Raw genomic sequence first — 25,785 nt, forward strand, 5'->3', positions numbered from 1 at the left:
GAGTTGGCTCATCGTTCGCTGCCCTTCCGGGCGACCGTGGCCGCCCTGACGTTGGCTCTTGACGGCTAATTTTGATTGTATAGTCTATACGAATTCAAGCTCGGAGCAAGGACTCCGAGCCGGCGGACGCCTCCTCAAGGAGTACCCAATGAGCGCCCCGTACGCTGCACCCGCCCCAGAAGTTCCACGGAAAACCTTCTTGACGATCTTTGCTGCCCTGGTGCTTGCCATGTTCCTGGCAGCCCTGGACCAGACGATCGTGGCGACGGCCCTCCCGACCATCGCCGGCGACCTCGGCGGCGTCACCCACCTCGCGTGGGTCGTCACCGCCTACATGCTCGCGGCGACCGCCGCGACGCCGCTCTGGGGCAAGCTGGGCGACCTCTACGGCCGCAAGCTGATGTTCCAGTCGGCCATCACCATCTTCCTCCTCGGCTCCGCGCTGTCCGGACTTTCCGCCAACATCGGCCAGTTGATCGGCTTCCGGACCCTCCAGGGCCTCGGCGCCGGCGGTCTGATGGCGCTGGCCATGGCGCTGATCGCGGAGCTCGTCCCGCCCCGCGAGCGCGGCAAGTGGCAGGGCTACGCGCAGTCCTGCTTCGTGCTGGCCGGCGTGGTCGGCCCGCTGGTCGGCGGCGCCTTCGTCGACCACCTCACCTGGCCGTGGATCTTCTACATCAACCTGCCGATCGGCGCCGTCGCGCTGGTCGTGGTCAGCTCGGTGCTGAAGCTCCCGGTCAACCGGCAGAAGCACCAGCTGGACTACCTCGGTTCGGCGCTGCTCAGCGCCGCGATCGTCTCGATCCTGCTGGTGTCGGTCTGGGCCGGCGACCAGTACTCGTGGGGCTCGGTGCAGATCATCGGCCTGCTGGTGCTCGCCGTGGTGCTGCTGGTCGGCTTCGTCCTCCAGGAGAAGCGGGCCGCCGAGCCGGTCGTCCCGCTGGAGCTGTTCAAGGACCCGGTGGTCCTGGTGGCCACCCTGGGCCTCTTCCTCACCTCGATCTCGCTCTTCGTGGCGACCGTCTACACCCCGCTCTTCCTGCAGGTCGCCAACGGTGACACCGCCACCGAGTCCGGCCTGCTGCTGGTCCCGATGATGATCGCCACCGTGGTCAGCCTGACCATCTCCGGCAAGGTGGTCGCCGCCACCGGCAAGTACAAGCTGTTCCCGATCGCGGGTCTGCTGGTGATGTCGCTGGGTCTCTACCTGATGTCGACGCTCAAGGCCGACTCCTCGGAGGTGGCCGCCGGCGGCTTCCTGGCGGTCTTCGGCATCGGCTTCGGCATGGTGACCCAGGTGCTCATCGTGGCGGTCCAGAACTCGGTCGAGATGCGGCAGTTGGGCGTGGCCACGGCCGCGGCGAACTTCTTCCGCTCGCTCGGCGGCGCGATGGGTGTCACCGTCTTCGGCGCCATCCTCAACTCGCAGCTGCGCGACTGGCTGCCGAAGAAGGTTCCGGCCGAGGCGCTGGAGCGGCTCGGCACCGAGGGCGTGCTGACCGCTCCGGCGAAGGTCCGGGCGCTGCCCGAGCCGGTGCGCGACGGCGTGTCCGACGCGCTGGCCCAGTCGCTGCACGTGGTCTACCTGGTCGGCATGGTGGTCTCGCTGCTCGGTGCCCTGGTGGTGGTCTTCCTCCAGGAGCGGCCGATGCGCGCGCCGATGGGTGCGCCCGGCGGCAAGGGCGGCCCGGGCGGGCCCGGTGGGCCCGGCGGCCAGGGTGGCCCCGGCGGTCAGCACCAGGGCCAGCATCAGGGTCAGGGCGGCCCCGGCGGTGGCCAGTGGCAGGGTGCGCAGGGCGGTCAGGGTGTCCCCGGCGCCCCGGGTGCCCAGGGCGTCGGTGCCCAGGGCGGCCCCGGTGGGCCGGGCGGTCAGGGTGCCCAGGCCGGCCAGGGCGGTGCCCGCCCGGAGGCTGCCGGTCCCGGCGCCCGTCCGGAGGCCGCGGCCGGCTGACGGTCGTCGGACCGGTGTCCCGCCGCTGCGCCCTCCTCCCCCTCCGTCCCTTCCGGGCGGTGGGGGAGGAGCCGTGTCCGGAGGGTGAGTTGACGCCACGTCAGCGTTCGGTACGGCTCGAAACGGACGCTGAAAGGCGATGCGGAGTGAGTGTTCACCCGCTAGGCTGGACGGGCAGTCGGCACCCCGGCCGCGGTGGGGCGGGGTGTCTGGCACGGCCTTCCCCGCCGCACTCCGAGCGCCGGGAGCCCCGGCGCGACCAGCCCACCAGGAAGCGGGTCGACTCCATGGCCGACATACCCAGCCAGCCGCGGCGTGCACTCTCCAGGGACCTCCCGCCCGCCGACGCCCCCACCGTCCCGCCGGCGACCAGGATCGGCGTCATCGGCCTCGGTGTGATGGGCGGCGGGATGGCCTCCCGGCTGCTCGACCAGGGCCACCGGATCGTGGTCCACAACCGCACCCCCGAGCGGGCCGCGCCGTTCGCCGCCCGCGGCGCGGAGGTCGCCGACACCCCGGCCGCACTGGCCGAGAGGGTCGACGTGGTCCTGCTCAGCCTCGCCTCAGAGGCCGCCGTCGACGAGCAGCTCTTCGGCGCCGGCGGCGTCCTGGAGACGCTGCCCGCGCACGGCATCGTGATGGACACCAGCACCGTCTCCCCGGACTTCGCCCGGTCGGTCGCCGAGCGCGTGGCCGGCCGCGGCCGCAGCGCCGTCGACGCCTGCATCATCGGCAACGGCCAGCACGCCAGGGACGGTGAACTCCGCTTCATGGTCGGCGGACCGGCGGAGACCTTCGACCGGCTGAGCGCCGTGCTGGAGCCCCTGGCGAAGGAGATCCGGCACCTGGGCCCGAGCGGCCTCGGCGCCACCGCCAAGGTGATGCTCAACGTGCTGATGGGCGTGGAGATGCAGGTGCTCGCCGAGTCGGTGACGCTGGCCCAGGCGGCCGGCATCGACCGCGACCTGGCGCTCCAGATGATCAGCGAGAGCGGCTTCAGCTCGCCGGTGATGCGGTTCAAGGTCGGTGTGATGCGCCGCCGGTTCTACGGCGACCCGCAGTTCCGGCTCGACCTGATGCGCAAGGACCTCCGGCTGGCCACCGCGGAGGGCGACCGCCTCGGCGTCGCCACGCCCGTCTGCGACGCCACCCACGAGACGCTGATCGCCGCCGCCGAGGCGGGCCTCGGCGAACTGGACTGCGCCGCCGTGCTCTCCCACGCGGAAGCCGCCGCAGGCCTGTCCGCCACTCCGGACCGTACGTGAACCACACGCCCTCACCGAGGAGTTGATCCACGTGTCCCAGTACAGACGGCCCCGGGCGGCCAGATACGGCACCGCCCTCGTGGCGTTGCTGACCGCCCTCGTGATGCTCACCGTCACCAACGGCGCCGGAGCCGATGACGGCGGGGGAGACCGCCACCGCTCCGCCGGCTGGAGCAGCTGGCAGTACGACGCCACCGGCACCCGGTTCAACGACCAGGAGCGCCGGATCACCCCGGCCAGCGTCGGCGGGCTCGACCTCGAATGGGCCTTCGGCCACGCCAAGGTGCCCGGCGTCTACCTGGGCAGCCAGCCCGCCGTGGCGGACGGCACCCTGTACGTCGGCGGTGCCGAGGGCACCTTCCACGCGATGGACGCGAAGACCGGCGCGGCCCGCTGGACCTTCGACGTCGCCCCGGTGGCCGGCGCCCACTCCACCGCCAACCCGGACCCGATCCGCAGCAGCCCGGCGGTCGAGGGCAACACCGTCTACTTCGGCGACAACCGCGGCTACCTGTACGCGCTGGACCGCCGCAACGGCGCGCTGCGCTGGTCGCTGAAGCTCGACAACCACCCGCTGGCCCAGATCACCAGCTCCCCGCTGGTCCACGACGGGATGGTCTACGTCGGCGTCTCCAGCAAGGAGTCCGGCGCCACCTTCGACCTCACCTACCCGTGCTGCACCTTCCGCGGCTCCGTGGTCGCGGTGAACGCCTGGAGCGGACAGCTGGCCTGGCGCCACTGGACCAGCCCCGAACCGCAGCTGGTCGGCACCTGGCCCAACGGCGCCAACCGCTACGAGCCCTCCGGCGTCGCCGTCTGGAGCTCCCCGGTGCTCGACCGGGCGAGCAACACCGTCTACGTCGGGACCGGCCAGAACTACAGCGGCGCGGCCGGCGACACCGACTCGGTGCTCGCCCTGAACGCCCGTACCGGCGCGGTCCGCTGGCGCACCCAGGAGACCTTCCCGGACACCTTCACCGTCGCCTGCGGCACCCCCGGCGCCGACGCCTACTGCCCGAGCAAGGCCAACGGCACCGACCACGACTGGGACTTCGGCGCCAGCGCCAACGTCTTCAGCATCGGCAACCGCCGGGTGGTCGGCATCGGCCAGAAGAACGGCGTCTACCACGTCTACGACGCGCTGACCGGTGCCAAGGTCTGGGACCGCGCGGTGGTCGCCAACCCGAACACCAAGGGCGGCAGTTCGGGCATCCAGTGGGGCACCAGCTACGACGGCACCCGGCTCTACGTCGCCACCTGGTTCGCCAACCCGGGCACCCTGTACGCGCTCGACCCGGCGACCGGCGCGATCCTCTGGCAGACCGAGAGCCCCGCCGACGGCTGCCAGTGGGGCGGCGCCGCCGCCTACCCGCAGCTCTGCCAGCGCGCCTTCACCCCCGCGGTGACCGCGACCCGCGGCCTGGTCTACGAGGGCGGCGCCGACGGCAAGGTGCGGATCTTCTCGGCGGCCACCGGAGCGGTGCTCTGGCAGTACGACGTGGTCCGCGACTTCGCCACGGTCAACGGCGTGCCGGGGCACGGCACGGCGCTCTCCGGTGGTGGCGGCGCGGTGGTGGCCGACGGCATGCTCTACGTCCAGGCCGCCTACTACCCGCAGTATCCGAGCGACTCGGGCGGCGTGCTGCTCGCCTTTTCCCTACCGTAGGACACGTTGTCGTAGCGAAGGTCAACTCACGGCCGGCGGCGAACAGTTGCCGCCGGCCCCGGCAAGGAGGCAAGTCATGGAGATCGTCGTGGTGGGAGCGGCCGGCCGTACCGGGCGGCTGCTGGTCGAGAAGGCACTGGAGAACAAGCACAGCGTCACCGCACTGCTGCGCGACCCGGCCAAGCTGCCGGTCGAGCACGAGAGGCTGACCAAGGTGCGGGCCGACGTCTTCGACGTGGAGTCGCTGAACGGCCCGCTCGCGGGCAAGGAGGCCGTCCTGGTCGCGCTGGGGGTCACCAGCCGCACCACGACGACGGTCTTCTCCGAGGGCGTGCGCAACGTCATCGCCGCCGCCCGGACGGGCGGGGTGCGCCGGCTGGTCACGATGTCGTCGGCCGGCCTGGAGACCAAGCACCTGCCGGTGATGCAGCGGTTCGTCGCCGAGTTCGTGGTGGACCGGGTCTACCGGAACATCCACCTCGACCTCGCCCGGATGGAGGACGAGGTCGAGGCCAGCCCGCTGGACTGGACGATCGTCCGGGTGCCGATGCTCACCGACGGCCCGGGCACGCCCAACTACCAGGCGGTGGTTGGCGGTCACATCCCCAAGGCCTCGCGCATCGCGCGGGCGAACGTCGCCGACTACATCGTCACCCATCTGGATGACCCGGCCACCTTCGGCCGGCGCGTCGAGGTGGCCAACTGATGACCCCCGGCGGCGGCCGGCCCGCCCGCGGCTCGTCCGCGGCGCGGGCCGGCCGCGCGCCCCGGACCCGAGGACCCGAGCGAGGAGGGAACGCTCCGTGAACATCGTCGTCTTCGGCGCGACCGGGGGCACCGGCCGCCACGTGCTGGACCTGGCCGCCAGGGCCGGGCACTCCACCGTCGCCTTCGCCCGCGACCCGCTGGCCCTGGTCGACGCCCGGCCGCACAGCATCCGGCAGGGCGACGTCCTCGACCCGGACGCGGTGGCCCGGGCCGTCGAGGGCGCGGACGCGGTCGTCTCCGCGCTCGGCATCGGCTACAGCCGGGCCGCCACCACCGTCTACTCGGCCGGCACCGACCACATCCTGAAGGCCATGCGCGCGGCCGGCGTCGGCCGGGTGCTCTGCGTCTCCACGACCAGCATGAGCCCGGCGCCCTGGCGCGCCGCCCCGGTCCAACGGGCGCTCACCTCCTGGGTGCTGCACCCGATGCTCCGCCGGCCGTACGCCGACATGGCGCGGATGGAGCGGCTGCTCCTGGAGGACACCGGGCTGGACTGGACGCTGATCCGGGCCGCCCGGCTCACCGGCGGCCGGGCCCGCGGCCGGTACCGCACCGGCGTCGGGAGCCGGCTGTCCGGGGCCTGGTCGATATCCCGGGCCGACCTCGCGCACTACCTGGTCGGCGCGCTCGCCGATCCGGCCACCCACCGTGCGGTGGTCGAGATCGCGTACTGAGACCGTCCGCCGACCGCCCACCGAGACCGCCCGCCGGCCACCCCGCCGACCGCCCGCCGAGCCCCCTGTCCGGGGGCCGCCCCCGACACCGCCCCGACACCGCCCCGTGCGCCCCCGGCCCCGCCCGCCGGTCGCCGCCCTCCGGACAGCTCGTCCGGACCGCCCACGGACCGTCTCCCCGGAGAAGGTCCGTACTCAACGGGGGGTAGGGCCGGCTACTCCCGTGGTGCGATGCCCGGCCCACCCGGACCGGGCAGAGTAGGTGGTGATCCCGCGGATCACCCAAGCCGTGGGCCGGCGGCCTCATCACCATCCACCCCCGGTGGCCGCCGGCCCGTGGCCCGCGTCGCCCCTCGCCTTCCGGAGCACAGCCGATGCCCACACCTCCCGGCCCGCCCGCCGCCGACACCCCCGCGCCCCCGGCCCGGGAGGCCGCGGCGTCCACCGAGACACCCGGGCCCCCGGCCGAACGCGCCGGGCGGTTCCGGCTGCCCCGGCACGCCCGCAGGATCTGGCTCGTCGCGCACGTCGCCCTCTCGGTCGGCTGGCTGGGCCTCACCGCCGGCGTGCTCGCCCTCGGCATCGCCGGCCGCTTCTCCGACGACCCGGACACCGTCAAGGCCGCCTACCTGGCCCAGCAGATCTTCGCCGACTGGCTGCTGATCCCGGTCAGCCTGCTCTCGCTGCTCACCGGCGTGGTGCTGTCCCTCGGCACCTCCTGGGGCTTCCACAGGTACCGCTGGGTGGTCACCAAGTTCTGGCTGACCCTGGCCGCCACGCTGGCCTCGATCTTCGCCCTGCGCGCGTTCATCCACGACGCCGCCGGCCAGGTCGCCGCCGGGACCGTCCCGCCGGACGGCCGCGCCCCGCACGTCCTGGTCATCGCCCCCTCGGTGGCGCTGACCATCTACCTGACCGCCACCATCCTCTCCGTGGTCAAGCCCTGGGGCATGACCCGGCGCGGCACCCGGCTGGCCGCCGCCGCCCGGGCCGCCCGCACCCGCCCGTCCGGCACCGCCGGGCCGACCGCCGCCGCACCCGCCCCCGCACCGGCCTCCGCACCGGCCTCCGACGCCCCCGCCCCCGCCCCCGATGCCGCCGGCCGGCGGCCCGGGCGGTGACCGGGCGTCCCGGCATGAGCACCGACCACGACCCGCTCGGCGGCCCGCCGTGGACCAGGCCCTCCTGGACGGTGCTCTCCGCCGTGCTGGTGGCGCTGTTCCAGGTGGTGGGCTCTACCGCCGCCGCCCGCCAGCAGCAGGACTACCGCGTCCCGCTGGACGCCGCCGGGTACGCGCTGCTGCTGCTCGGCCCGGCCCTGCTGCTGTTCCGGAACCGCTTCCCCGGCCCGGTCGTGGTCGGGGTCACCGCCGTCACCACCGGCTACCTGCTCGCCGGGTACCCGTACGGGCCGGTCTTCTTCAGCCTCGCCGTCGCGGTCTACGGGGCGCTCGCCCGCGGCTACCGCCGGGTCGCGTGGATCTCCGTCGGGGCCGGCTACCTGGTCCACCTCGCCAGCTCCCACCTGCTGCCGCAGAGCTGGCTGCGCGCGCCCGCGCAGAGCCCCGGCTGGTGGCAGGAGGCCGGAGTGGCGGCCTGGCTGCTGCTGGTCCTGGCCGCCGCCGAGATCATGCGCTCGCGCGGCGAACAGCTGGCCGCCCGACGGCTGGCCCGGCGGCAGGCCGAGGAGAACCGGGCCGCCGAGGAGCGGCTGCGGATGGCCCGCGAACTGCACGACATCCTGGCCCACTCCATCTCGGTGATCCACCTGCAGGCCGGAGTGGCGCTGGAACTGATCGACGAGCACCCCGAGCAGGTCCGGGCCGCGCTGACCGTCATCAAGGCCACCAGCAAGGAGGCGCTCGGCGAGGTCCGACAGGTGCTCGGCACCCTGCGCGGCCCCGACGGCCAGGCCCCGCGCACCCCCGCGCCCGGACTGGCCCGGCTGCCCGAACTGGTCACCCAGGCGGGCCACGCCGGCCTCACGGTCGCCCTGGAGACGGTGGGGGAGGGACGGCCGCTGCCCTCCCAGGTGGAGCTGGCCGCGTTCCGGATCGTCCAGGAGGCGCTCACCAACGTCATCCGTCATTCGGCCGCGCGCAGTGCCACGGTTCTGATGGACTGGTCCTCCCCGGAGGGGCTGCTGCTCCAGGTCGACGACCCGGGCCCGGCCGCGGGCGGTGACGGCGGCGGCTCCGGCAACGGCCTGGTCGGCATGCGCGAGCGGGCCGCCGCGTTCGCCGGAGAACTGACGGCGGGTCCGCACGGCGGCGGCTTCCGGGTCCGGGCCTGGCTCCCCGACCCCGCGGGGAAGGACCGGGCGGGGAAGGACCGGGCAGGGAACGGCGCAGCCCGGAACGGCACGGCCGGGGGCCGGCAGGGCGAGCAGAGCGAAGGACGACGAACGACATGATCCGAGTACTGCTGGCGGACGACCAGGTCCTCGTCCGGGCGGGCTTCCGGGCACTGCTCGACGCCCAGCCCGACATCGAGGTGGTCGGCGAGGCCGACGACGGCGAAGCGGCGGTCCGGCTGGTCGGCGAACTGCGGCCGGACGTCGTGCTGATGGACATCCGGATGCCCGGCACCGACGGCCTGGAGGCCACCCGCCGGATCTGCGCCGACCCCGACCTGCCCGGCGTCCGGGTGGTCGTGCTGACCACCTTCGAGCTGGACGAGTACATCTTCGAGGCGCTCCGGCTGGGCGCGGCCGGCTTCCTGGCCAAGGACACCGAGCCGGCCGACCTGCTGCGCGCCGTCCGGGTCGCCGCGGTCGGCGACTCGCTGCTCTCCCCGGGCGCGACCCGGCGGCTGATCGACGAGTTCGCCAGCCGTTCCCGGGAGCCCTCCGACACGGGCCGGATGCTGGCCTCGCTCACCGACCGCGAGCGCGAGGTGCTCACCCTCGTCGGCATGGGCCTCACCAACGACGACATCGCGCGCCGGCTGGTGGTCAGCCCGCTCACCGCGAAGACGCACGTCAGCCGGGCCATGGTGAAGCTCGGCGTCCGGGACCGGGCGCAGCTGGTGGTCCTCGCCTACGAGTCCGGCCTGGTCCGCCCCGGCTGGCTCGGCTGACCACCACGGCCCACCTCCGACCCCACCCGCTCCACCCGCCCTGCACCTGAAATATGCAGACCGGTCTACATGTATTCCCCCTCCCGGTCCCCGCCCGCCGCACAGGAAGTCGGCCGGTCCGACTTCCTGCGCGCGGCCGTCCTCGCGCCTCGCGCGCGGGGCGCCCTGCTCCGGTCGGTCGGGCGCTCGTGGGCCGGGAATATGCTGACCGGTCTACATATTCCCGGCCCCCAGCCTCGCCCGCCGCACAGGAAGTCGGCCGGTCCGACTTCCTGCGCGCGGCCGCCTCAGTCACCTGCACCAGCCTGCACCCACCCCCCCGGCACCCCCTGCCGGAGCCCCCCGGCACCCCCCTGCCGCCCCCGGTCGGGAGCAGCCGGGAGCAGCCGGAGCGGAGGGCCGTACTCCCGGTGTCGTAGCGCGGGTGCCGCTCCCCGGAGGACGCGCCGGACCCCCTCCCGGCGGGAAGCTCGTGGTGGCCTCGGGGAGCGTCCCGGGGCGGGGCCCCCGCCGCAACGTGCGGGGGGCACACCGAGGAGTTGAACGACATGCAGAGCACCGCACTGCTCGCCGACACCGTCTGCCGGGAGGGCTGGGGCCCGTGGAACGGCGGCCCGGGCCCGTGGTTCCTGATCTTCCCGCTGTTCTGGCTGCTCGTCGTGGTCTTCCTGGTGACCACGCTGCGCCGCCGCGGCCCCTGGGCCGGCCGCGGTCCGTGGGGTCCGCCGTGGGCCGGTGGCGGCCCGTGGGGCGGCGGTCCGGGTTGGCGCGGCGGCTGGCCGGGCGGTCCCGAGGGCCCGCTGGCCTCGCTCGCCCGCCGGTACGCCGAGGGGCAGATCACCGAGGAGGAGTACCGGATCCGCCGGGACACCCTGCTGGAGCACCTTGAGGGTCCGGGCGACACCAAGCCGGGCCGGGGCGGTGCCAAGTGACCACGTTCCCGGTCCTCGAACTGGTCGGGACCGACCGGATGGCGGCCCAGGTCTCGGAGGCGGTGAAGGTCTACGGCATCGGCCGGACGGAGGTCCGCGCCCTGGACCACGTGACGGTCGGGTTCCCGGCCGGCCGGCTCACCGCGATCATGGGCCCCTCCGGCTCCGGCAAGTCCACCCTGCTGCACTGCGCGGCAGGGCTGGACCGCCTGACCGCCGGCACCGCGATGATCGGTGACACCGAGCTGGACGGGCTGAGCGACCGCAAGCTGACGCTGCTGCGCCGGGAGCGGATCGGTTTCGTCTTCCAGTCCTTCAACCTGGTGCCGGTGCTGACGGCCCGGGAGAACATCACCCTGCCGGTCGACCTGGCCGGCGGGACGGTGGACGAGGCCTGGGTGGAGACCCTGATCGACGCGGTCGGCCTGCGGGACCGGCTCGGCCACCGGCCGACCGAGCTCTCGGGCGGCCAGCAGCAGCGGGTCGCGCTGGCCCGCGCGCTGGCCGGCCGCCCGGAGGTGGTCTTCGCCGACGAGCCGACCGGCAACCTGGACTCCCGTACGGGCGCCGAGGTGCTGGAGCTGATGCGCCGCGCGGTGGACGAGATGGGCCAGACCGTGGTCATGGTCACCCACGACCCGACCGCGGCCGGTTACGCGGACGAGGTGCTGTTCCTCGCCGACGGCCGGCTGGTGGACCGGATGGAGCGGCCCACCCCGGACGGGGTGCTGGACCGGATGAAGGCCTTCGAACGCGGCTCCGGCGCCGGCCGGGGAGGCGTCCGGTCATGAGCAGCGCCACCGCCACCCTCCGGATCAGCCTGCGCTCGCTGGCGGCGCACAAGCGGCGGCTGGCCGGGACGTTCACCGCGATCATGCTCGGGGTGAGTTTCCTGGCCGGGACGCTGGTCCTCGGCGACACCCTGCGCAACAGCTTCGACACCCTGTTCGCTGACGCCAACCGCGGCACCGACGCGGTGGTGCGCAGCGCCGACGTCATGGACACCGAGAACACCCCGGGCGGTGTCCGGGCCCCGGTGGACCTCGCGCTCGCCGACCAGCTGCGTTCGGTGCCGGGCGTCGCGGCGGCCGAGCCGGCCGTCCAGGGCTTCGGCCAGCTGATCGGCAGCAACGGCAAGGCGGTGGGCGGTCAGGGGCCGCCCACCCTGGCCGGCTACTGGCAGGCGGACGGCGGGCTGAACCCGTACCGGCTGGCCGAGGGCCGGGCGCCGGAGCAGCCGGGGGAGGCGGTGATCAACCGGGGCGCGGCCAAGGCCGGCGGCCTGGCGGTGGGTGATTCGACGCTGCTGCGCACCCCGGATCCGGTGAAGGTGCGGATCGTGGGGATCGCGACCTTCGGTCCGGAGGCCGACGGCATGGGCCAGAACACCTACACCGGGCTGACCCTGGCGGACGCCGAGAGGTACCTGACGCCGAAGGGGCAGGGCCAGGCCAGTTCGATCCAGTTCCGGGCGGCGAGCGGGGTGTCCCAGCAGGAGCTGGTGTCGGCGCTGTCCGCGAAGCTGCCGTCCGGGCTGGAGGCGGTGACCGGCGCGAAGGTCACCCAGGAGGCGACCGACCAGGTGTCGAGCCGGTTCCTGACGATGTTCACCACCCTGCTGCTGGTCTTCGCGGGCATCGCCCTGCTGGTGGCGACCTTCACCATCTACAACACCTTCGCCATCGTGGTGGCCCAGCGGACGCGGGAGAACGCGCTGCTGCGGGCGCTGGGTGCGGCGCGCGGCCAGGTGCTGGCGGCGACCCTGGCGGAGGCGGTCGCGGTCGGTGTGGCGGCTTCGGTGGCCGGTCTGCTCGGCGGGATCGGGGTGGCGGCGGGGCTGAAGTCGCTGTTCAAGGTGATCGGTTTCAACCTGCCCACCGGCGGGCTGGTGATCGGTGCGGTCTCGGTGGCGCTGCCGCTGCTGGTGGGGACGGTGACGGCGGTCGGCTCGGCGGTGCTGCCGGCGGTCCGGGCGGGCCGGACGGCTCCGCTGGCCGCGATGCGGGCGGTGGCCGTGGACACCGCGGCGGACGGCCGGGCGGGCCGGATCCGCTGGGCGGTCGGTTCGCTGCTGGTGGCGGCCGGTGTGGCCGCGACGGTCACCGGTGCGACGAACGGGCCGTCGGTGGCGCTGACCGCGGGCGGTGCGCTGGCCACGCTGCTCGGCGTGGTGGTGCTGGGTCCGGTGTTCGCGACCGTGGTGGTGCGGGTGCTGGGCGCCCCGCTGCCGAGGCTGCGCGGGATGCCGGGTGTGCTGGCGGAGCGGAACGCGGCCCGCAACCCGAAGCGGACGGCGGCGACGGCCAGCGCGCTGATGGTGGGTGTCACGGTGGTGTCGCTGTTCACGGTGTTCGGCGCGTCGATCAAGGCGACGATGGACGACACGGTGAAGAAGACCTTCGCCGGGGACCTCGCGGTCTCGACCGGCGGGTTCCGCGGCGGCGGGCTGAGCCCCAAGCTGGCGGAGGCGATCGGCGGGCTGCCGGAGGTGGAGCAGAGCGTGGGCCTGGGCCGCGGCGTGGCCCGGGTGGACGGCCACGGCCGGACGCTGGACGTCACCGACCCGACGAAGCTGTCCGGCATCGTCGACCTCGGCCGGGTGGACGGTTCGCTCCTGCTGGGCCCGGACGGTCTGGCGGTCTCCCGGACGGAGGCGGAGAAGCACGGCTGGCAGGTGGGCGCGCGGCTCCCGGTGCGGTTCAGCGACGGTGCCGAGGCGCCGTTCACGGTGAAGGCGCTCTACCAGGGCGGTGAGCTGACCGGGGACTACCTGATCACCCGGGAGGCGTGGGCTCCGCACAAGGGCCAGGACGCGGACTCGCTGGTGGCGGTCGCGCTGCGGGACGGCGTCTCGCTCGCGGCGGGCAAGGCGGCGGTGGTGAAGGCGGCGGAGCCGTTCGGCGATCCGTCGGTGCAGACCAGGTCCGAGTACGCGAAGAGCGCGGCCTCGGTGGTCGACATCATGCTGTCGGTGGTCTACGCGCTGCTGGCGCTGGCGGTGCTGATCGCGCTGCTGGGGATCGCCAACACGCTGACCCTGGCGGTGCACGAGCGGACCAGGGAGCTGGGGCTGCTGCGCGCGGTGGGGCAGACCAGGAGCCAGCTGCGGGCGATGGTCCGCTGGGAGTCGGTGCTGGTGGCGCTGTTCGGCACGATCGGCGGCCTGGGCCTGGGGGCGTTCCTCGGCTGGGCGCTGGTGCGGGCGGCCGACACCGAGGGGACGGGCAGTTTCGCCGTGCCGCCGCTGCAGCTGTCCGTGGTGCTGGTCGCCGGGCTGGTGGCGGGCGCGGTGGCCGGGTTGCGGCCGGCCCGCCGGGCGGCCCGGCTGGACATCCTGCGGGCGATCGCGGCCGGCTGACCGGAGCCGCGGACACGACGGTGCCGCGGACAGCACGGAACCGCGGACAACACGGTGCCGCGGACACGACGGTGCCGCGGACACGCCGGAGCCCGGGCCCCCCGACCAACGGGGCCCGGGCTCCGGCGCGTGCGCGGAGGCGGTCGGCTCAGGCCGCGGCCGGCAGCTCGTCCAGGCCCTCCTGGACGAGCTTGGCCAGGCGGTCCAGGGCCGCGTCGGCGCCCTCGGCGTCGGAGGCCAGCACGACCTCCTCGCCGCCCTGGGCGCCCAGGCCGAGCAGGCCGAGCATGGAGGCGGCGTTGACCGGCTTGCCGCCCGGCTTGGCGATGGTGATCGGCACGCCGGTGGCCGTCACGGCCTTGACGAAGACGGAGGCGGGACGGGCGTGCAGGCCCTCGGCCCAACCGATGGTGACGCGGCGCTCAGCCATGAAACGTGCCTTTCCGGTAAAGCTGGTCACGGCCGTGATGGGGGAATCGGCCATGTTGTCTAGACCAGTGTTGCACGCAGCGGACCCCTTCGAGACGCCGCGTTCGGGACTTGTGATTGTTTCTTTCGGGGGCATAACCGATCGCATAATCCCCGGCCAACGGCCCTGTCCACCCTGCCTCCTACGCACGTCCGGCGCCATTCGGCCCGGCGCCGGATAACCTGACGAACGTGGACGACTCCGCGGCACCGCCCCCCCAGCCGGACCAGCCGGACCAGCCGCCCCGCCGGGGTGAGCCGGACCGGCGGCACGGCCCGCCGACCGAGCCGGACTACCCCCAGCACTGGGAGGCCGACATCCTGCTGCGCGACGGCGGCACGGCCCGGATCAGGCCGATCACCCCCGCCGACGCCGGCCGCCTCGTCGAGTTCTACGAACAGGTCTCCGACCAGTCCAAGTACTTCCGCTTCTTCGCGCCCTACCCCCGGCTCTCCGACAAGGACGTCCGCCGCTTCACCCACCACGACTTCGTCAACCGGGTCGGCCTCGCCGTCGTCGTCCGCGACCGCTTCATCGCCACCGTCCGCTACGACCGCATCGACGCCGACGGCCGCCCCTCCGAGACCGGCACCGACGCCGAGGTGGCCTTCCTGGTCCAGGACGCCCACCAGGGCCGCGGCGTCGCCTCCGCCCTGCTGGAGCACATTGCCGCGGTCGCCCAGGAGCGCGGCATCCGCCGCTTCCAGGCCGAGGTGCTGCCGGAGAACCGCAAGATGGTGAAGGTCTTCACCGACGCCGGCTACACCCAGCACCGCAGCTTCGCCGACGGCGTCGTCCACCTGGAGTTCGACCTCGAACCGACCGCCGCCTCGCTCGCCGTCATGCGGGCCCGCGAGCACCGCGCCGAGGCCCGCTCCGTCCAGCGGCTGCTCACGCCGCGCTCGGTCGCGGTGATCGGCGCCTCCCGCAACCCGCAGACCGTCGGCCGGGCCCTGCTGCGCGACCTGCTGGCCGGCTTCGCCGGTGACGACCGGCCCGTCCACGCGGTCAACCGCGGCGCCCCGCCCGGCACCGAGCTGGACGGCGTCCCGGTGCACCGCTCGATCCTGGAGATCCCCGGCCCGGTCGACCTCGCGGTGATCGCCGTCCCCGCCTCCGCCGTCCCCGCCGCCGTCGCCGAGTGCGGCGCCCACGGCGTCCAGGGCCTGGTGGTGGTCACCGCCGGTTACGCCGAGACCGGCCCCGAGGGCCGCGACCGCCAGCGCGCCCTGGTCCGCCAGGCCCGCGCGGCCGGCATGCGGGTGATCGGCCCGAACGCCTTCGGCCTGATCTCCACCGACCCCGAGCGCCCGCTGAACGCCTCGCTCGCGCCCGTCCTGCCCCGCCGCGGCGGCTTCGGCGTCTTCTGCCAGTCCGGCGCGATCGGCGTCGCCCTGCTGGAGTCCGCCCACCGGCGCGGTCTCGGCATCTCCTCCTTCGCCTCGGTCGGCAACCGCGCCGACGTCTCCGGCAACGACTTCCTCCAGTACTGGGAGGAGGACCCGGCCACCGACGTCGTCCTCCTCTACCTGGAGTCCTTCGGCAACCCGCGCAAGTTCACCCGGATCGCCCGCAGGCTCGCCCAGGCCAAGCCCGTCGTCGTGGTCAAGGGCGCCCGCCACACCGGCAGCCTCCCGCCCGGCCACGCCGTCCCGCCCACCGCCACCGGCCTGCGCGACGCCACCGTCGACGCCCTCTTCCAGCAGGCCGGCGTCACCCGGGTGGAGACCATCACCGAGCTGTACGACACCGGCGAACTGCTCGCCCTCCAGCCGCTGCCGCCCGGGGACCGGGTCGCCGTGGTCGGCAACTCCGACTCGCTCGGGCTGCTCACCCACGACGCCTGCCTCTCCGCGGGCCTCCGCCCGCGCACCCCCGTCGACCTCACCACCGCCGCCACCGGCGAGAACTTCCGGATCGCCCTGGACACCGCCCTGGACGACCCGGCGGTGGACGCGGTGATCGCCGTCGCCATCCCCCCGATCGGCACCTCCGCGCACGCCTTCATGGGCGGCCGGCTCACCGGCCCGGACGACCCCGAGGTCGGCTCCGACGACCCGGAGATCGCCGCCGCCCTGCTGGAGGCCGGCACCCGCGCCCGGACCCTGGGCAAGCCGCTGCTCCTCGCCCACCTGGCACTCACCGACCTGCCGTCCCGGCTGCGCCCCGGCGGCATCCCCGCCTTCCCCGCGCCCGAACGGGCCGTCCGCGCGCTCTCCCACGCCGTCCACTACGCCGACTGGCGCCGCCGGATGGCCGAGGCCGAGGAGACCGCCCGCGTGCCCGAACTCGACCGGATCGACGAGGCCGGCGCCCGCGACCTGGTCGAGGCCTCGCTCTCCACCCGCGCCGCGATCGCCGCCCGCACCCAGCCCGGCGGAGCCCGGATCACCCTGCCCGACACCGACACCGTCGCACTGCTCGCCCGCTACGGCATCGACGTCTCGCCGACCCTCCCCGCCCCCGACGAGGAGACCGCCGTCCGGGCCGCCGCGGCCCTCGGCTACCCCGTCGCCCTCAAGGCCACCGCCCCCCACCTGCGCCACCGCCCCGACCTCGGCAGCGTCCGGCTCGACCTGACCGGCGAACCCGGCCTGCGCCGCGCCCACCGCGAACTGGACGCCCTGCTCGGCGGGGCCGCCCAGGCCGAGCTGGTGGTCCAGCGGCTCGCCCCGCGCGGGGTGGACACCGTGATCGGCGCCACCGTCGACCCGGCGGTCGGCGCGATCCTCTCCTTCGGCCTGGCCGGCGCCCCCGCCGAACTCCTCGGTGACGTGGCCCACCGACTGGTTCCGGCCACCGACCAGGACGTCGCCGGGCTGGTGCGCGAGGTCCGCGCGGCCCCGCTGCTGTTCGGCTGGCGCGGCGCCGAGGCGGTCGACACCGGTGCCCTGGAGGAGCTGCTGCTCCGGGTGTCCCGGCTGGTCGACGACCTGCCGGAGGTCGCCTCGGTGGACCTCGAACCGGTGGTCGTCGCCCCGCACGGGCTGGCGATCCTGGGGGCGCGCGTGCGCATCGCGCCCCTGCCGGTCCGCAGTGATCTGGGCCCGCGCGCCATGAGCACGCTGTAACCTTCCTTGGTTGCGTCCGGACCGCGGGCGCCGTTGTCCGAAGCTCGGCGCCGTGCCGCCCGCTTCGTCGGCGGACCATGCCAGGATGGAGTTATGGCGAAGACCGGTACCACCACCACGCAGGACCTGCGCTCCGCGATCGAGCGCAGCGGCTACTACCCGGCCCTGGTGTCCGAGGCGGTGGAGTCCGCGGTGGGTCCCGAACCGATCAGCTCCTACCTGGTGCACCAGGAGACCACCTTCGACGCCAACGAGGTCCGCCGGCACGTGACCGTGCTGGTCCTCACCCCCACCCGCTTCGTGGTGAGCCACACCGACGAGCAGACCGGTGACGCGACCACCCCCGCCGTCCCGTTCGCGACCACCTCCACCGAGAGCGTCCGGCTGGACCGGATCAACTCCGTCGTGGTGAGCCGGATGGTCGCCAACCCGGAGACCTACACCCCGGGCACCCTGCCGCGCGAGGTCGTGCTGACCATCGGCTGGGGCGCCGTCCAGCGCCTCGACCTCGAACCGGCCGGCTGCTCCGACCCCAACTGCGAGGCGGACCACGGCTACACCGGCTCGGCCACCGCCGACGACCTGTCGCTGCGGGTCAGCGAGGCCGGCGACGGCCCCGAGACGGTCGCCCAGGCGCTGGTCTTCGCCCGCGCGCTCTCCGAGGCGACGATCAACGACGGCCCCCGGGTCTGAGCCCGGCTCCACCCACCGGACCGGTCCGCCCCGGACCCCCGCCCCGGACCGACCCGCACCGGCGCACGCCCGGACGCGGCCCCGCCACCGCGCCCGTGACGTACCGGCCAGCCAGGAAGCCACCCCCGCCACCATGTCCTTCGCCCCCGACGGCTACGACGCCTTCGAACTCCTCGACCCGGCCACCGCGCCCGCGCCCCCCTACGGCAGCGGCTCGCTCTGCGACCTGCTGCCCTCGGTCGCGGCCGGCCTCGGCGTCCCCGGCTTCACCGCGACGCTGCCGATCGCGCCCGCCGACCGCGTGGTGGTCTTCCTGGTCGACGGCCTCGGCTGGGAGCTGCTGCTGCGCCACCCCGAGTACGCGCCGTTCCTCTCCTCGCTGACCGCCGGCTCGCTCGGCGGCACCGGCCGCCCGCTGACCGCCGGCTTCCCGTCCACCACCGCGACCTCGCTGGCCTCGGTGGGCACCGGCACCCCGCCCGGCCTGCACGGCCTGGCCGGCTACACGGTGGCGGTCCCCGGCTCCGGCCACCTGATGAACCAGCTCCGCTGGCAGCCGCCGACCGACCCGGCCGCCTGGCAGCCGTACCCGACCGTCTTCCAGCAGACCCACGCCGCCGGGGTGGCCACCGCCCAGGTCTCCTCCCCGCTGTTCGCCCAGACCCCGCTCACCAGGGTGGCGCTCTCCGGCGGCAGCTTCCTCGGCCGCACCACCGGCGAGGAGCGGATGGACCTGGCCGCCGCCTGGCTGGCCGAGCACGACCGCGCGCTGGTCTACACGTACGTCAGCGAACTGGACGGCGCCGGGCACCGCTTCGGCGTGGACTCCGACGAGTGGCGGATGACCCTGGACGCGGTCGACCGGCTCGCCCGCCGGCTCGCCGAACAGCTGCCCCCGCGCTCGGCGATGTACGTCACCGCCGACCACGGCATGATCGACATCGCCCCGGAGGACCGGATCGACTTCGACGAGGACTGGGAGCTGGGCGCCGGCGTCGCACTGCTCGGCGGCGAGGGCCGCGCCCGGCACGTCTACGCCGTCCCCGGCGCGGCCGCCGACGTCCACACGGTCTGGAGCGAGGTGCTCGGCGACCGGATGTGGGTGGCCACCCGCGACCAGGCGATCGCCGCCGGCTGGTTCGGCCCGGTCGTGGACGACCGCGTCTACCACCGGATCGGCGACGTGGTCGCCGCCGCCCGCGACGACATCGCGATCACCGCCTCCCGCAACGAACCCGGCGAGTCCGCGATGATCGGCCTGCACGGCTCGATGACCCCGGTCGAGCAGTTCGTGCCGCTGCTCGAAGTCCGCAGCTGAACTCCCCTGATCTGAAAGGCCTCTGCACCACCCATGGCTGAACTGGTGTTCTTCTCGGGGACGATGGACTGCGGCAAGTCGACGCTCGCGCTCCAGATGGACCACAACCACGCCGCCCGCGGCCGGCAGGGGATCATCCTCACCCGCAACGACCGGGCCGGAAAGGCCACCATCTCCAGCCGCCTCGGCCTGCGCGCCGACGCGGTCGAGGTGGCCGACGACTTCGACTTCCACGCCCACATCGTGCACCGGCTCTCGGCCGGCGGCCGGGTCGACTACCTGATCTGCGACGAGGCCCAGTTCTTCGCCGCCGAGCAGGTCGACCAGCTCGCCCGGGTGGTCGACGAACTCGACATCGACGTCTACACCTTCGGGATCACCACCGACTTCCGCACCCGGCTCTTCCCGGGCTCGCAGCGGCTGATCGAGCTGGCCGACCGGGTCGAGGTGCTCCAGGTCGAGGCGCTCTGCTGGTGCGGCGCCCGCGCCACCCACAACGCCCGCACCGTCGGGGGCGTGATGGTGGTCGAGGGCGCCCAGGTGGTGATCGGCGACATCTCGGTCCGCGACGACGAGGTCGGCTACGAGGTGCTCTGCCGCCGCCACCACCGCCGCCGGCTCACCGCCGCCACCGCCCGCGCCTCCGTCCTCTCCCCGGACGTCCTCCCCTTCGAGGAGCAGCAGGCCTAACCCGGCCCCGTCCTAGCCCTCCAGGACGGAGAAGTGCCCGCCGCGCGGGTCGGCCAGCCGGGCCGTCCGGCCGCGGACCGTGTCCTGCGGCGGCACCAGCACCCGGCCGCCCAGGTCCACCGCCCGCCGCGCCGTCGACTCGACGTCCCGCACGGCGAAGTGGGCCCGCCAGCGCGGCGGGTGGCCGCGCAGCTCCGCGCCGCGGCGGATCCCGGCCACCGGCCGGCCGCCCACCAGCAGGGCCGATCCGCCGTCGGCCGGCGCCGCCGACACTCCGAGCACCGCGCGGTAGAAGCCCGCCGCGCCGTCCGCGTCCGGGGTGAGCAGCTCGGCCCAGGCGGGCCCGCCCGGCTCCCGGCCGGCCTCCCGGCCCGGGTGCTCCTCGCCCTGCCAGAGCCCGAAGACCGCGCCGGAGACGTCGGCGGCGATCGCGAGCCGCCCGGCCCGCTCCGCCTGGAGCGGCCCGACCGCCACCGTTCCGCCGCACTCCCGCACCGACTGGGCGGCCCGGTCCGCGTCGTCCACCGCGAAGTACGTGGTCCACTGCACGGGGAAGCCCGTCACCGCGGACTCGCCGAGGCCGGCCACCGGCTCGTCGCCGAGCCGGGCGCGGACGTACTCACCGAGTTGGGCGGGGCCCGGCGCGAAGCTCCAGCCGAGCAGTTCGCCGTAGAACGTCCGGGCACCGGGCAGGTCGTCGGTCATCAGGCTGACCCAGCACGGGGTGCCCTGGGCCAGCCGGAGCGTCACCGCGGGCATGACAGTCTCCTCACGGGCGGTAGGCGCACGAAACGGCGCAGTGAGGGTGATGCTTCCACCGTGGCGCGCGTCGAACCCTCGGGCCGCGCGGAAAGTCCGGCAAAGACCGGACAAAGAGCGCCGGCCCGGTCGGGCTGCGCCAGAATGGCCGCCATGACGACCCATCACGATGACTCCCCGCTGGTCTCGGTGACCGCCCTGCGGGAGGCGCTCGGCTCCGACCGTCCGCCGGTCCTGCTCGACGTGCGCTGGCAGCTCGGCGGCCCGCCCGGGATCGAGGACTACACGGCCGGCCACCTGCCCGGTGCCCACTTCGTGGCCCTGGACGCGGAGCTCGCCGCCCCGGCCGGTCCGCCCGGGCGCGGCGGCCGCCACCCGCTGCCCGATCCGGAGGAGTTCGGCGCCGCACTGCGCGGCTTCGGCGTCGGCGCCGACCGTCCGGTGGTGGTGTACGACGGTGCGACCTCGCTGGCCGCGGCGCGCGCCTGGTGGCTGCTGCGCTGGGCCGGCCACCCGGACGTCCGGGTGCTGGACGGCGGCTTCGCGGCCTGGCGGGCGGCCGGCCTGCCGGTGAGCACCGAGCTGCCGCCCGCCGGGGAGGGCGACTTCAAGCCGGTCCCGGGGCAGCTGCCGACGGTCGACGCGGACGGTGCCGCGGCCTGGGCCCGCGCGGGTCTGCTGCTGGACGCCCGTGCGGGGGAGCGCTACCGGGGCGAGACCGAGCCGATCGACCCGCGGGCCGGGCACATCCCGGGCGCGGTCTCCGCGCCGACCACCGAGAACGTCGGTCCGGACGGCCGGTTCCTGGCGCCCGCCGAACTCGCCGCCCGCTTCCGGGCGCTGGGCGCGGGGGAGCGGGAGACCGCCGTCTACTGCGGCTCCGGGGTGACGGCCGCGCACCAGATCCTGGCCCTGGCGGTGGCCGGTCTGCCGGCCACCCTCTACCCGGGCTCCTGGAGCGAGTGGTCCGGCGACGAGGCCCGTCCGGTCGCGGTCACCGACCAGCCGGGCTGATCCCGCCTGCACCCGACCGCGCGCCGGCGCGACCCAGCGACGGCGCGACCGCGCGACGGCAGGTCGGCGGGGCGGTGCGGCGCACGACGAAGGGGAGGGAGGCCGAGGCCTCCCTCCCCTTCACGTCGTCACGCCCGCGGGTACTACTCCTGCTTCTTGCGCCGGCTGCCGAAGACGATCTCGTCCCAGCTCGGCACGGTGGCCCGTCGGCCGGGCCGGACGCCGTCCGCCTCGGCCTGCCGGTCGGTGGTGCCGACCAGGCGCTCCCGGTGCGGCGCGACCGCGCGCGGCATCAGGATGTCCGCGTACGCGGAGCCCGCACCGACCGCGGGAGCGGCGGCCGCCGGCTCCTCGGCCTCCTCGGCGACCTCGGCCGGCACCGGCTCGATCGACGGCGGTGCGCCGACCGCGAGGTCGCCCCGGAACGCCGGGACGACGTCCAGCAGGCTGGTCAGCGAGTCCCTCGCCTCGGCCGTCGCCTCGCGGGACTCGCGCACCTCGCGGGACGACATGATCCGGTCGGCGGAGGGCCGGTCGATCATCGGCCGCGGCGGCCGGTCCTGAGGGAGCCGGGCGATCCGCGGGATGAACGGGAAGACCGACTCCTCCTCGCGCTCGACGTTCTCGCCGATCAGCGCGCGGGCCTCGTCGTCGTTGGGCTGCACCAGCCGCCGGGGCGGGTCGTACGTCCAGGCCGCGCTGCGGCCCTCGCCGTCGGCCCGGTAGGAGAGGATGACCTCCCACGTGCCGTCGTCGCGCCGCCAGGAGTCCCAGCGCTCGGTGTCCTTCTCCGCGCCGCGCAGCGCCAGCCGTTCGGCCACCGCCTCGCCCAGCTGGGGTCCGGAGGACTCGCCGTGCCGGCGGATCGCGGTCTTCCGGGCCCGCTCGGCCATGAAGGCGCGCTCGGCCAGGACCGGACCCTCGAAACGGCGGACGCGGTCGACGGAGATGCCGGCCGCCTGCGCGACCTCCTCGGCGGAGGCACCGGCTCGTATCCGCGCCTGGATGTCCCGGGGGCGGAGGTGGCTCTCCACCTCGATCTCGATCTGGCCGAGGCGCGGACGGTCACCACGGATGGCGGCACGCAGCCGCTCGTCGATGGGGAGGGTGTACTCCGTGCTGTCGGCGGCCTTGAGCACCAGCCGTGTGCCGTCGTTGCTGACGGCCACAACCCGCAGTTCGGGCACGGTTACCTCCCGGGTGGTGCCTGCCGACGTCACCTGCGTCGCTGCTCCCGTACTGAGTGTGGCCTGCCCGCTCGCGACTGGCCACAACCTTGCTGAGTTCCCCGGCGTGTCGGGCTCACGCCCGGTCACGCCGCTGTGGCACGGTTGCCTTTTTGCCACGTCATCCGTCGACGTCGCGCCTGGGTGTCCCGGCCGTCCTCGCACGCGCAGTGACGCGACGATCCGGGACGGGCGTCGCCGTGCGTGCCTGTGCCGTGGCTCCTTGTCAATCTGCCCAGTTGATGGGCAGTCGACAAGTCGACCCAAGGCTCAGGCTTTACGAACAGTACTCCATTCGTGGCATCCAAAGGGGCGGCTCGCCGCTCAAGTCTCCCGCGATTCACGGGAATCTCAAGAGCGTGCGACCCCAATGGCCGAGGATCACCCGGTGAACGGTGATCATCTTCACATATATCTCCCAAGCAGAACCGCATTTTCGACCCTTGTGTCCTTCTTTGTGCAAGATGGAGTGACTTGTTCGAAAGACAGTCGTACTGACCCGAGGGATGTCGATGCCGGAGGAGAAGCCCGCCGAGGAGGGCGGCAAGGAAGGTCGCAAGCGAATTGATCTGAGTGTGGCTCAGGTCGCGGCGAGTGCGCTGGCCACCGTGGTGGGGGCGGTACTCGCGTCCGAACTCGGGGTCTACGGAACCATTCTGGGCGCGGCGGTGGTGAGTGTCGGGGCGACCACCGGCAGCGCGGTGTTCCAGCACCTCTTCAGGAGGACCGGCGAGCAGCTGCGCGAGGCGGTGGACCGGACCGCCGCACCGGGCCAGGTGGCGAACGGGCTGCGGCAGGTGGCCGAACCCGGACCGGCGCCGGCGGGTCCCGCCGCTCCGCCCTCCGCGGAGTGGAACTCCCCGCAGGTGGTCCGGGCGCGTCGGCGCTGGACCTGGAAGTCGTACGCGACGGTCTCCGCGCTGGTCTTCACGCTCGCGATGGTGCCGATACTGGCGTTCGAGCTGGCCACCGGCCAGCCGGTGTCGGCGACGGTGAAGGGCGGGTCGGGGACCGGCACCTCGCTGGGCGGCACGGTCGACCGGAAGCCGTCCGCCCCGTCGGACGGCGGCCCCTCGGGCGGCGGCCCCTCCTCCCTCCCGTCCTCCGGGGCGGGCGGCGCCGGGTCCTCGCCCTCGGCGGGCAGGGACGGCGGCGCGTCGGAGCGTCCGGGCCAGGGGGCGGGTCCGAGCCCGAGCCCGAGCGCGGGTACCGGGACGGGCGGCGGCAGCGGGTCCCCCTCGGCGGAGCCCAGTCCCGGCGCGAGCGGGAGCACGGGGACGACGCCGTCGGCCCGCCCCTCCGGCGAACCGTCCACGCCGTCCGGTGGCGGGTCCTCCGCCGAGCCGTCCGGGGGCGCGAGCCCGAAGCCCCCGGCCCCGAGCACCGCCGTGGTCCCGCCGCCGGCCCCCGCCCCGGCGGCGCCGGAACAGCCGCAGCCGCAGCAGCAGGGGCAGCCGGGACAGTAGCGGGGCCTACGCCCCCAGGACCCGGCGCAGGTAGTCGTTGCCGAACCGGCGGTCCGGGTCGACCTCGTCGCGCAGCGCGGTGAAGTCCGCGAACCGGGGGTAGGCGTCGGCGAGGTACCCGGCGTCCCGGGTGTGCAGCTTGCCCCAGTGCGGCCGCCCCCGGTGGGCGGTCATCAGCTGCTCGACCGCCGTGAAGTAGCCCTGTTCGGCGGTGCCCCGGTAGAGGTGGACGGCGACGTAGGCGGTGTCCCGGCCGTGCGCGGTGGAGAGCCACACGTCGTCGGCGGGCGCGAACCGCACCTCGACCGGGAAGCTGATCCGCCAGTCGGACCGCTCGACCAGCGCCTTCAGCTCGCGCAGCACCTCGCCGACCTCCTCGCGCGGCACCGCGTACTCCATCTCGGTGAAGCGGACCGTGCGGGGGCTGGTGAACACCCGGTACGCGGCGTCGGTGTAGCTGCGGTCCGACCAGGCGCGGCTGGCGACCGCGGCGATCGTCGGCACGGCGGCGGGGAACCGGCGGCCGACCCGGCAGGCGCCCTCCCAGACGGTGTTGGAGAGGAAGTCGTCCTCCAACCACTCCTTGAACCGCGGCAGCGGGGCGGCCGGCCCCTGGCTGCGGTTGTTCCGCTTGGTGGAACAGCGGTCGGTGTGCGGGAACCAGTAGAACTCGAAGTGCTCGTTGACGGCGGTCAGGTCGTCCAGCCGCTCCAGCACCTCGTCGAAGCCCATCGGCTGTTCGTGCGCGGTGAGCAGGAAGGCCGGTTCGACCGCGAAGGTGAGCGCGGTGATCACGCCGAGCGCGCCGAGGCCGAGCCGGGCGCCCTCGAAGAGCCGGGCGTCCTCGGTGGGGGAGCAGCGCCGGACGCTGCCGTCGGCGAGCACGATCTCCAGCCCGCGGAGCTGGGCGGCGAGCGAGCCGGAGTCCCGGCCGGTGCCGTGGGTGCCGGTGCTGGTGGCGCCGGCCGCGGTCTGCACCTCGATGTCGCCCATGTTGGTCAGGGAGAGGCCGGCCGCGGCGAGCAGCCGGTTGAGCCGGTGCAGCGGGAGCCCGGCCTCGACGGTGACCGTGCCGTTCTCCCGGTCGACTTCCCGGACGGCGGTCATCGCGTGCGGGCGGACCAGGACGCCGTCCCCGGCGGAGGCGATCGAGGTGAAGGAGTGGCCGGAACCGACCGCCTTGACGGTCCGGCCCTGGTCGGCGGCGCGCAGGATCTCCTTGGCCAGTTCCTCCGCGGTGCCGGGGGTGACCGCCCGGGCCGGGCGGGCGCTCTGGTTGCCCGCCCAGTTGGTCCAGCGGGTGCGGGCAGCGGTACTGGCCTGGGGCATTGCGGCGCCTCCTGCTCCGTGGCCGAACGGCGTCGGCGCACCTGGATCCCTACCCGCG

At 74.4% G+C, this 25,785-nt stretch carries 21 protein-coding genes; 16 read left to right on the top strand and 5 right to left on the bottom strand.

Annotated features, from left to right (window positions below):
• The first annotated feature begins 199 nt into the window (after positions 1 to 199).
• The 11 genes from AC067J_RS33635 to AC067J_RS33685 all read left to right on the top strand — a co-directional run bounded on the left by AC067J_RS33635 (position 200) and on the right by AC067J_RS33685 (position 13,692).
• Complete coding sequence (locus tag AC067J_RS33635) at positions 200 to 1,951, top strand: MDR family MFS transporter (RefSeq protein WP_478305708.1); 1,752 nt, start codon at positions 200 to 202, stop codon at positions 1,949 to 1,951.
• A 287-nt stretch (positions 1,952 to 2,238) separates the two neighbouring features.
• Positions 2,239 to 3,216 carry an NAD(P)-dependent oxidoreductase gene (locus AC067J_RS33640; RefSeq protein WP_478305710.1) on the top strand — a complete coding sequence of 326 codons (978 nt, stop codon included), beginning with the start codon at positions 2,239 to 2,241 and terminating at the stop codon, positions 3,214 to 3,216.
• Positions 3,217 to 3,247: 31 nt separating this feature from the next.
• On the top strand, positions 3,248 to 4,882 hold the full coding sequence (locus tag AC067J_RS33645; RefSeq protein ID WP_478305711.1) for an outer membrane protein assembly factor BamB family protein: 1,635 nt from the start codon (positions 3,248 to 3,250) through the stop codon (positions 4,880 to 4,882).
• Between the two features lie 76 nt (positions 4,883 to 4,958).
• On the top strand, positions 4,959 to 5,588 hold the full coding sequence (locus AC067J_RS33650) for an NAD(P)-dependent oxidoreductase (RefSeq protein WP_478305713.1): 630 nt from the start codon (positions 4,959 to 4,961) through the stop codon (positions 5,586 to 5,588).
• Positions 5,589 to 5,685: 97 nt separating this feature from the next.
• Entirely contained in the window at positions 5,686 to 6,324 is a 639-nt protein-coding gene (locus AC067J_RS33655) for an NAD(P)-dependent oxidoreductase (RefSeq protein ID WP_478305714.1), read from the top strand.
• A gap of 374 nt (positions 6,325 to 6,698) precedes the next feature.
• On the top strand, positions 6,699 to 7,445 hold the full coding sequence (locus AC067J_RS33660) for a DUF2269 domain-containing protein (protein ID WP_478305716.1): 747 nt from the start codon (positions 6,699 to 6,701) through the stop codon (positions 7,443 to 7,445).
• Between the two features lie 14 nt (positions 7,446 to 7,459).
• A complete protein-coding gene (locus AC067J_RS33665) occupies positions 7,460 to 8,737 on the top strand; it encodes a sensor histidine kinase (RefSeq protein ID WP_478305717.1) in 1,278 nt (425 codons plus the stop codon).
• Positions 8,734 to 9,402, top strand: coding sequence for a response regulator transcription factor (locus AC067J_RS33670; RefSeq protein WP_478305719.1), 669 nt, complete (start codon positions 8,734 to 8,736; stop codon positions 9,400 to 9,402). The genes AC067J_RS33665 and AC067J_RS33670 overlap by 4 nt, the downstream gene beginning before the upstream one ends.
• Positions 9,403 to 9,950: 548 nt before the next feature.
• Positions 9,951 to 10,334, top strand: a complete 384-nt coding sequence (locus tag AC067J_RS33675) for an SHOCT domain-containing protein (RefSeq protein ID WP_478305720.1) — start codon at positions 9,951 to 9,953, stop codon at positions 10,332 to 10,334.
• A gap of 38 nt (positions 10,335 to 10,372) precedes the next feature.
• Positions 10,373 to 11,125 (top strand): ABC transporter ATP-binding protein, encoded by a 753-nt coding sequence (locus tag AC067J_RS33680; RefSeq protein WP_478305762.1) that lies wholly within the window; start codon positions 10,373 to 10,375, stop codon positions 11,123 to 11,125.
• On the top strand, positions 11,122 to 13,692 hold the full coding sequence (locus AC067J_RS33685) for an ABC transporter permease (RefSeq protein ID WP_478305721.1): 2,571 nt from the start codon (positions 11,122 to 11,124) through the stop codon (positions 13,690 to 13,692). Before AC067J_RS33680 ends, AC067J_RS33685 begins: the two co-directional genes overlap by 4 nt.
• A 148-nt stretch (positions 13,693 to 13,840) precedes the next feature.
• Here AC067J_RS33685 and AC067J_RS33690 read toward each other — a convergent pair whose 3' ends face one another.
• Entirely contained in the window at positions 13,841 to 14,122 is a 282-nt protein-coding gene (locus AC067J_RS33690) for an HPr family phosphocarrier protein (protein ID WP_478305723.1), read from the bottom strand.
• A 356-nt stretch (positions 14,123 to 14,478) separates the two neighbouring features.
• Between AC067J_RS33690 and AC067J_RS33695 the strand changes: the two genes are divergently transcribed.
• The 4 genes from AC067J_RS33695 (at position 14,479) to AC067J_RS33710 (ending at position 19,933) form a co-directional block, all read left to right on the top strand.
• Positions 14,479 to 17,232, top strand: coding sequence for a bifunctional acetate--CoA ligase family protein/GNAT family N-acetyltransferase (locus AC067J_RS33695; protein ID WP_478305764.1), 2,754 nt, complete (start codon positions 14,479 to 14,481; stop codon positions 17,230 to 17,232).
• Positions 17,233 to 17,325: 93 nt separating this feature from the next.
• Positions 17,326 to 17,925 (top strand): DUF5998 family protein, encoded by a 600-nt coding sequence (locus tag AC067J_RS33700; protein ID WP_478305725.1) that lies wholly within the window; start codon positions 17,326 to 17,328, stop codon positions 17,923 to 17,925.
• A gap of 133 nt (positions 17,926 to 18,058) precedes the next feature.
• Positions 18,059 to 19,243 (top strand): alkaline phosphatase family protein, encoded by a 1,185-nt coding sequence (locus tag AC067J_RS33705; RefSeq protein WP_478305727.1) that lies wholly within the window; start codon positions 18,059 to 18,061, stop codon positions 19,241 to 19,243.
• A gap of 33 nt (positions 19,244 to 19,276) precedes the next feature.
• Positions 19,277 to 19,933: a thymidine kinase gene (locus tag AC067J_RS33710; protein ID WP_478305728.1), complete on the top strand. Its 657-nt coding sequence runs from the start codon at positions 19,277 to 19,279 to the stop codon at positions 19,931 to 19,933.
• A gap of 12 nt (positions 19,934 to 19,945) precedes the next feature.
• Here AC067J_RS33710 and AC067J_RS33715 read toward each other — a convergent pair whose 3' ends face one another.
• Positions 19,946 to 20,692: a VOC family protein gene (locus tag AC067J_RS33715; RefSeq protein ID WP_478305730.1), complete on the bottom strand. Its 747-nt coding sequence runs from the start codon at positions 20,690 to 20,692 to the stop codon at positions 19,946 to 19,948.
• Positions 20,693 to 20,845: 153 nt separating this feature from the next.
• On the opposite strand from AC067J_RS33715, the gene AC067J_RS33720 reads away from it, so the two are divergent.
• Positions 20,846 to 21,706, top strand: a complete 861-nt coding sequence (locus AC067J_RS33720; protein WP_478305732.1) for a sulfurtransferase — start codon at positions 20,846 to 20,848, stop codon at positions 21,704 to 21,706.
• A gap of 143 nt (positions 21,707 to 21,849) precedes the next feature.
• Here the strand turns inward: AC067J_RS33720 and sepH are convergent, their stop codons facing one another.
• The 3 genes from sepH to AC067J_RS33735 form a co-directional block, all read right to left on the bottom strand.
• Positions 21,850 to 22,926, bottom strand: coding sequence for a septation protein SepH (gene sepH / locus AC067J_RS33725; protein ID WP_478305734.1), 1,077 nt, complete (start codon positions 22,924 to 22,926; stop codon positions 21,850 to 21,852).
• Between the two features lie 649 nt (positions 22,927 to 23,575).
• On the bottom strand, positions 23,576 to 24,316 hold the full coding sequence (locus AC067J_RS33730) for a hypothetical protein (protein ID WP_478305736.1): 741 nt from the start codon (positions 24,314 to 24,316) through the stop codon (positions 23,576 to 23,578).
• A gap of 88 nt (positions 24,317 to 24,404) precedes the next feature.
• On the bottom strand, positions 24,405 to 25,727 hold the full coding sequence (locus AC067J_RS33735) for a D-arabinono-1,4-lactone oxidase (protein WP_478305738.1): 1,323 nt from the start codon (positions 25,725 to 25,727) through the stop codon (positions 24,405 to 24,407).
• Positions 25,728 to 25,785: the final 58 nt, after the last annotated feature.

Source organism: Kitasatospora sp. NPDC042419 (assembly GCF_056437345.1).

Bases quoted from the DNA above. Each gene is read 5' to 3' on its own strand.
- AC067J_RS33640 (WP_478305710.1), top strand. From the start codon at position 2,239: ATGGCCGACATACCCAGCCAGCCGCGGCGTGCACTCTCCAGGGACCTC.
- AC067J_RS33735 (WP_478305738.1), bottom strand. From the start codon at position 25,727: ATGCCCCAGGCCAGTACCGCTGCCCGCACCCGCTGGACCAACTGGGCG.
- AC067J_RS33660 (WP_478305716.1), top strand. From the start codon at position 6,699: ATGCCCACACCTCCCGGCCCGCCCGCCGCCGACACCCCCGCGCCCCCG.
- AC067J_RS33675 (WP_478305720.1), top strand. From the start codon at position 9,951: ATGCAGAGCACCGCACTGCTCGCCGACACCGTCTGCCGGGAGGGCTGG.
- AC067J_RS33710 (WP_478305728.1), top strand. From the start codon at position 19,277: ATGGCTGAACTGGTGTTCTTCTCGGGGACGATGGACTGCGGCAAGTCG.
- AC067J_RS33690 (WP_478305723.1), bottom strand. From the start codon at position 14,122: ATGGCTGAGCGCCGCGTCACCATCGGTTGGGCCGAGGGCCTGCACGCC.
- AC067J_RS33715 (WP_478305730.1), bottom strand. From the start codon at position 20,692: ATGCCCGCGGTGACGCTCCGGCTGGCCCAGGGCACCCCGTGCTGGGTC.
- AC067J_RS33680 (WP_478305762.1), top strand. From the start codon at position 10,373: ATGGCGGCCCAGGTCTCGGAGGCGGTGAAGGTCTACGGCATCGGCCGG.
- AC067J_RS33720 (WP_478305732.1), top strand. From the start codon at position 20,846: ATGACGACCCATCACGATGACTCCCCGCTGGTCTCGGTGACCGCCCTG.
- AC067J_RS33665 (WP_478305717.1), top strand. From the start codon at position 7,460: ATGAGCACCGACCACGACCCGCTCGGCGGCCCGCCGTGGACCAGGCCC.
- AC067J_RS33670 (WP_478305719.1), top strand. From the start codon at position 8,734: ATGATCCGAGTACTGCTGGCGGACGACCAGGTCCTCGTCCGGGCGGGC.
- AC067J_RS33700 (WP_478305725.1), top strand. From the start codon at position 17,326: ATGGCGAAGACCGGTACCACCACCACGCAGGACCTGCGCTCCGCGATC.
- AC067J_RS33650 (WP_478305713.1), top strand. From the start codon at position 4,959: ATGGAGATCGTCGTGGTGGGAGCGGCCGGCCGTACCGGGCGGCTGCTG.
- AC067J_RS33685 (WP_478305721.1), top strand. From the start codon at position 11,122: ATGAGCAGCGCCACCGCCACCCTCCGGATCAGCCTGCGCTCGCTGGCG.
- AC067J_RS33705 (WP_478305727.1), top strand. From the start codon at position 18,059: ATGTCCTTCGCCCCCGACGGCTACGACGCCTTCGAACTCCTCGACCCG.